We start from the raw sequence: 6,244 nt of genomic DNA, 5'->3' as shown, positions 1-6,244 counted from the left end.
CCTATGACGAGACGATCTCGCGCGCGTTGGATGTTTTCGAGAAGGTCGACAAAGATATCCCTCTGAAGGGGCTGAACTGGTTCTTCGACCATGCCGAGACGATCTCGGAGCGCTCGATCGACCGCGTCGCCGCGCTTGGCGGCGGCGTCGCGGTGCAGCACCGCATGGCCTATCAGGGCGAGTATTTCGTCGAGCGCTACGGCGCCGCCGCCGCCGAGGCGACGCCGCCGGTGGCACGCATGCTGGAGAAGGGCGTCAAGACCTCGGCCGGCACCGACGCCACCCGCGTCGCCTCCTACAACCCCTGGGTCTCGCTCTCCTGGATGGTCACCGGCAAGACCGTTGGGGGGCTGCGCCTCACGCCGCAGCGCAACTGCCTCGACCGCGAGACCGCGCTGAGGATGTGGACCGAGAACGTCACCTGGTTCTCGAACGAGGAGGGCAAGAAGGGCCAGATCGCGGTCGGTCAATTCGCTGACCTGATCGTGCCGGATCGCGACTTCTTCGCCTGCCCGGAGGACGAGATCTCCTTCATTAGCGCGGATCTCACCGTCGTCGGTGGCAAGGTGGTCTATGGCGCGCGCGATTTCGCTAGCGCCGACGAGAGCGCCCCGCCGCCGGCGATGCCGGACTGGTCGCCGGTGCGCACCTTCAAGGGCTATGCCGCCTGGGGCGAGCCTGACGGCGCCGGCAAGAACTCGCTGCGCCGGGCGGCCATGACCAACTGCGGCTGCGCCAGTTCCTGCAACGTCCATGGCCACGACCATGCCGGCGCCTGGTCCAGCAAGCTGCCGGTCGCCGACCTCAGGAGCTTCTGGGGTGCGCTTGGGTGCGCCTGCTGGGCGGTGTGAGGTGAACAACGTCGGCTTGCTGGTCGGGCGCCTCATGCTCGTCGTGCTCTATCTGGTCAGCGGCTTCGGCAAATGGGGCAACCTCACTGGCACGGCGGCGGTCATCGCGGCGAAGGGCTTTCCGTCGCCCTTCGCCCTCGCTGTGATCGCAGCGGCGGCAGAGGTGCTCGGCGCCTCCGCGGTGGCGCTCGGTGTGCTGCCGCGCCTCGCTGCCCTGGGGCTCGCCGTCTACACCATCGTAACGGCCGTCGTTTTCCACGCCTTCTGGGGCGTGCCCGACGCGGCCGCCGCCGAGATGCAGACGATCCACTTCCTGAAGAATCTCGGTCTCGCCGGGGGATTCTTGATCCTTGCCGGCGTCGGAGCCGGCCGCTTGGCGCTGATGCGTAACAGGAGATTATTATGGTGACGTCGCGTCTGGAGCGTTCGTCGGAAGGTAGTTCCTCGGTGCTGCGCTGGTGCGCACTGCTCTTGCTTTGTGCCGCCTATATCCAGGGGCCGGTGACCAAGATCCTCGATTTCGAGGGCGCCATTGCCGAGATGAACCATTTCGGTTTGTCGCCTGCACCGCTCTTCGCGGTCGGCGTGATCGTCTTCGAACTCGCGATGAGCGCGCTGATCCTACTCGGCCGCTGGCGCTGGCTTGCGGCGCTCGCGCTCGCAGCCTTCACGCTCGCCGCCACCTTCATGGCACTTCGCTTCTGGGAAATGCCGGCAGGTCAGGCACGGATGATGGCGATGAACGGCTTCTTCGAACATCTCGGCCTCGTCGGAGGATTTCTCCTCGTCGCGCATAACGACATGAGGTCGTGATGCGGCCGCCTGCGATTGCACTCGCTGCCGGATGGTGGCTCGCGCTAGCCGGGGGGGCGGCAGCGCAAGCCGACAACGCAGCCGCTCCGCTGGAAAAGTACCAGTACGACCGGCTCAAGAATATTCCGCTCACATCGGACGGTGCCGTCACGCTCAGCCTCGGCGGACAGCTTCGCGCCCGCGCCGAGTTCTCACGCCACCCTGTCTTCGGGCTGGCAGTACCGGAGCACAATAACGGCCTGCTGATCCGCTCCTTCCTTTCCGCCGATCTGCGGCTCGGGCCCTATCTGAAGACCTTCGTCGAGTTCGTCAGCGGGCAAGCGCCAATCTGGAACGGACCGCCGCCAGCGACCCAGCTAGACCGACTCGACCTGCTGCAGGGCTACGGCGAACTCACATTGCCGACGGCCAACGGCAACGTCATGCTTCGCGGCGGGCGGCAAGAGATGAGTTTTGGTTCCTCACGGCTAGTCTCTGTGCGCGAGAGCCCGAACGTCAGACGGGCCTTCGACGGCGTCCGCGCTGCCTGGATAGCCTCGGCCGAGGCGCGCATCGATGCATTCCTGGTGCGGCCAGTATTGCCGTTGACCGGAATTTTCGACGATAAGTCTGACCCTGGGCAGGCCTTCTGGGGCGTCTACGGCACGAGTCCGGTGCCTGGTATCCCCGCCCTCAAGGCCGATCTCTATTATCTCGGCTTGAACCGTCAGAACGCCCGCTTTGCCCAAGGCACGGCGGACGAGCATCGCCACACGATCGGGACCCGGCTCTTCGGCAAGGCGAACGGCTTTGACTGGAATGTCGAGGCCGCCTGGCAGTTCGGCCATTTCGGACGCTCGGACATCCGCGCCTGGACCGTTTCCGGCGAGTTCGGCTACACCTTCGCAGACCTGCTCTTCGCGCCGCGGTTGGGTTTCAACGCCGACACGATCAGCGGCGATAGCAATTTGCACGACAGCACGCTCGGCACCTTCAACCCGCTCTACCCGAAGCTGCCCTATTTTTCCGAAGCCAATCTGACGGCGCCGGCCAACCTCATCGACATCCAGCCGAACATCACCCTGACGCTCCTGCCCAAAGTGAAACTAACGGTGGGTTGGAACCCGCTCTGGAAGCAGGCCAAGGCCGATGCCCTTTACGGACCGGCGATCACGCCCGTTCCGCGCACCGCGGGCGGCGCCGGGCGGTATCTCGGCCATCAAGTCTCGACCACGCTCGAATGGAGTCCAACCGATCATCTCACGCTTGGTGGCACTTATGTGGCCTACGAGCCCGGTCAGCGAATCCGGCAGGCCGGCGGCGTCTCCGGCTCCTTTGCGGCCGGCTGGGCGACGCTGTCCTTCTGAGCCTTAATCTAAAGAGGAGCAGATGGTACCCGCCCTTTTCGACAGCGAAAAGGGCGGGCTGCGTCGTCAAGCCCTAGCGATCGCCGGTTCCCGCGCATCTGTTTGCGACGGCCCGCGTGGAAAACCCACAAAATGCCCTCTTCGAGGATGACATCACGTCTTACCGCTTAGTGTCTAATCGTCCAAGAAGAGATGGCAATTATCTTACGTAGATTTTGGGAGATGTTGCAATGATAGGTATATTTCGTAGCAAGCACAATTCGATGGGGCTCTCGTTTGTCTCTGGGTTTGCCGACGCGCTGTTTTTTATTCACTTGGGTGGCCTGTTCGTTGGACTGGTTACTGGCAACGTTGTGCTCCTGGGGCTAGGCGTCGTTGGTCACGAGAAAGGCGGCCTGCGCGGCCTGCAACTTATGACCTTCCCTCTCTTCATGCTGGGCTCAGGTGCGGCAGCGATTATGGTCGCGTGGATTGGACCCATCGAGCGCGCGACTTTTTGGACCCTCATGCTGTCGGCAGTCGCATTTGCGACGTCCGCCCTTCTTGCGTTCCTTGATGCGGGTCCCCTGTCCGCGTGTGCCCTTCTTGCCGTCTTCGCGATGGGGATGTTGACCGCCATCCAACGCCTAGATGCTGGCCTTGGCGCTCCGTTTTCGCTGATGACGGGCAATATCGCCGGACTGGCTGTCGCTATCGCCCGCCGCATCATTGGCTATGCCGAAAAGCCCGAGGAGCGGGGGCAATCGCTAACGTCGATCATCCTGGTCCTCGGCTTTGTGGCAGGTTGCGCAGCTGGGGCCCTGGCTCAGATCACGGTTGGTGTGGCCGGCATGGCGTTGCCGGCTCTCGTGCTCCTTCTGATCGGCATCTTCTATTCTCCGCAGACAACGCAAAAGTCCGGATGACATATGGATGTGATCCGGAGTTTCTCTGGAGCTGAGAACGGCACTGGCGGCTTCACCAGAGGTGGGGGGCCGACATGGCTCGGATAGCTTACTTTCGATTGACGGCGCGCGATCGTGACGAGCTCCATCGGGGCTCTACTTCGCTAGAGCTGATGTTCGATCTGGCAACCGTCGTCGCAGTGGCCGCTGCCGCGCATGGCTTGACGGAGGACATAGACAGAGATCGTTTTGCGCTTGGTGCGGTTAAGTTTGCTTCGAGCTTCTTCATGGCGTGGCTCGCCTGGATGAACTACACTTGGCTCGCGTCAGGTTACGACAACAGATCGGCCGCGTTTCGCTTTTTATCACTGGTCATCATATTCGGCTCGTTCACGCTGGCCGGAGGTATTCACAACGATGACGGCGGTCAGCCTATCTGGCTGGAGCTGGTTGGCTTCACCATCATGAGGCTCGGCCTTATCGCCCTTTGGTTGGGTGTGGCGAACGGGGATCGAAACGAGCGCCCAACAGCGCTGCGCTATGCTGCCGCTATCGCTGTCATGCAGTTATATTGGCATGTGCTGATCTTTGCTGTGCCGCCACAGGCAGCGAGCTACCTGCCTCTTTTTTTACTCGGGGCGGTTGGGGAGTTGGCTATCCCCGCATTTGCAGAGCGAAATAGGCCATCGAACTGGCACCACGGTCACATCATCGACCGGTATAATCTGTTCAATATCATTGTTCTCGGCGAATGCTTTGTAGCAATTTCAATGATTGTTGCGGATTCAGGCGCGCCGGACTTCAAGCATTTCTTACTCGCAGGCCTTTGCTTCATCATCGCTTTTTCAATGTGGGGGCTTTATTTCGACCGCAATAAGCAGCTTATTGGCCGCGAGCCGATCGTCGTTTTTACTTGGGCCTACGGCCATTATTTCCTCTTCGCGGGTGGCGCGGCGACGGCGGCAGGCTTTTCGGCTTTTTTTGCTGCCGGTAATGGAGCCGCTATCGAGTCGGAAGCAGCTCTATCGATCAGCGTCCCAGTGGCCGTGTATTTGACCGCGCTGTGGTTGGTTCGCGATCGATTATCTGGGCAGGGGGCAAGGCATTGGTTCCTGCTTGTGACAGCGGCTTTTGTGCTAATAAGCAGCATGTTTGCTTCCTATGTGTTGGAGTTGATCGCAGCGATTCTAGTAGTAACTGTAACGGTGCGAGGAAAATTGTATCACGCGTCGGCATGATGTGAGTCAATGCAACTAATAATTGAGTGGCCTATTGGCCAATAGTGCTCGCCGCGCGATTTGACTGACGCTCCTGCCCAAAGTGAAGCTGACGGTGGGCTGGACCCGCTTCGGAAGCAGGCCAAGGCCGATGCCTTTTACGGACCGGCGATCGCGCCCGTTCCGCGCACCACGGCCGCGGCAGGCGGTATCTCGGCCATCTCGACCGCGCTCGAATCCGGCAGGCCAGCGGTGTCTCCGACTCCCTTGCAGCCGGCTGGGTGCGGCCGTCCTTCTGACAACGCGCAAATCGTCAATCCGCGCCGCGGATCGACAATCCGCAGAACATTTCTCGGGAGATAATGCTGATGCCATGCTTGAGGTAGGGCAGCAGCCCCGAAGCCTGATCGGCGGATCGTCATTGGAGAGAAATCATGTCCAAGTACCTGGAAGTCCTCACCCCAAAAAATTGCCAGATGATCTTCATCGACCAGCAGCCGCAGATGGCGTTCGGCGTGCAGTCGATCGACCGGCAGGTGCTGAAGAATAATGTCGTCGGCCTCGCCAAGGCGGCGAAGGTCTTCAACGTCCCGACCACGATCACCACGGTCGAGACCACCAGCTTCTCCGGCCACACTTACCCCGAGCTGCTGGCGGTGTTTCCCGAGAACAAGATCCTTGAGCGCTCTTCGATGAACTCCTGGGATGACCAGAATGTCCGCGACGCGCTCGCCGCCAACAACCGCAAGAAGGTCGTGGTCGCTGGTCTCTGGACTGAGGTCTGCAACACCACCTTCGCGCTCTGCGCCATGCTTGAGGGCGGCTACGAGATCTACATGGTGGCGGATGCCTCCGGCGGCACCTCAAGCGATGCACACAAGTACGCGATGGACCGCATGGTGCAGGCCGGCGCCGTCCCGGTGACCTGGCAGCAGGTGCTGCTCGAATGGCAGCGCGACTGGGCCCATCGCGAGACCTATGACGCCGTGATGGCGATCGTGAAGGAGCATTCCGGCGCCTACGGTATGGGTGTCGACTACGCTTACACCATGGTTCACAACGCGCCGGAGCGCGTCACCCATGGCGAAACCATCGGGCCGAACGCCGCCAAGGTGAACTGATCGCTCTGCCAC

Annotated in this window: 7 protein-coding genes; all 7 read left to right on the top strand. The window is 61.5% G+C overall.

Going from position 1 to position 6,244, the window contains the following annotated elements:
- The coding region (locus tag AB4Z10_RS26510) for an amidohydrolase family protein (protein ID WP_441473389.1) at positions 1 to 851 on the top strand (851 nt) is incomplete at its 5' end.
- Between the two features lies 1 nt (position 852).
- Positions 853 to 1,260 (top strand): DoxX family protein, encoded by a 408-nt coding sequence (locus AB4Z10_RS26505; protein ID WP_441473388.1) that lies wholly within the window; start codon positions 853 to 855, stop codon positions 1,258 to 1,260.
- Entirely contained in the window at positions 1,254 to 1,664 is a 411-nt protein-coding gene (locus AB4Z10_RS26500) for a DoxX family protein (protein ID WP_441473387.1), read from the top strand. Before AB4Z10_RS26505 ends, AB4Z10_RS26500 begins: the two co-directional genes overlap by 7 nt.
- A complete protein-coding gene (locus AB4Z10_RS26495; RefSeq protein WP_441473386.1) occupies positions 1,664 to 3,010 on the top strand; it encodes an alginate export family protein in 1,347 nt (448 codons plus the stop codon). Before AB4Z10_RS26500 ends, AB4Z10_RS26495 begins: the two co-directional genes overlap by 1 nt.
- Before the next feature lie 230 nt (positions 3,011 to 3,240).
- A complete protein-coding gene (locus tag AB4Z10_RS26490; protein WP_441473385.1) occupies positions 3,241 to 3,915 on the top strand; it encodes a YoaK family protein in 675 nt (224 codons plus the stop codon).
- A 74-nt stretch (positions 3,916 to 3,989) separates the two neighbouring features.
- Positions 3,990 to 5,132, top strand: coding sequence for a low temperature requirement protein A (locus AB4Z10_RS26485; protein ID WP_441473384.1), 1,143 nt, complete (start codon positions 3,990 to 3,992; stop codon positions 5,130 to 5,132).
- Between the two features lie 413 nt (positions 5,133 to 5,545).
- Positions 5,546 to 6,232, top strand: a complete 687-nt coding sequence (locus AB4Z10_RS26480; protein WP_441473383.1) for a hydrolase — start codon at positions 5,546 to 5,548, stop codon at positions 6,230 to 6,232.
- Positions 6,233 to 6,244 lie beyond the last annotated feature (12 nt).

The sequence above is a fragment of the Allobosea sp. RAF48 genome (assembly GCF_052114025.1).
In the GTDB taxonomy this organism is placed as follows: Bacteria; Pseudomonadota; Alphaproteobacteria; order Rhizobiales; family Beijerinckiaceae; genus Allobosea.
Note: the sequence above shows the minus strand (reverse complement) of the source record. Positions and strands in the feature narration are given on the sequence as shown.

Coding starts and splice junctions, on each gene's coding strand:
- AB4Z10_RS26500 (WP_441473387.1), top strand. CDS start 1,254: ATGGTGACGTCGCGTCTGGAGCGTTCGTCGGAAGGTAGTTCCTCGGTG.
- AB4Z10_RS26495 (WP_441473386.1), top strand. CDS start 1,664: ATGCGGCCGCCTGCGATTGCACTCGCTGCCGGATGGTGGCTCGCGCTA.
- AB4Z10_RS26490 (WP_441473385.1), top strand. CDS start 3,241: ATGATAGGTATATTTCGTAGCAAGCACAATTCGATGGGGCTCTCGTTT.
- AB4Z10_RS26485 (WP_441473384.1), top strand. CDS start 3,990: ATGGCTCGGATAGCTTACTTTCGATTGACGGCGCGCGATCGTGACGAG.
- AB4Z10_RS26480 (WP_441473383.1), top strand. CDS start 5,546: ATGTCCAAGTACCTGGAAGTCCTCACCCCAAAAAATTGCCAGATGATC.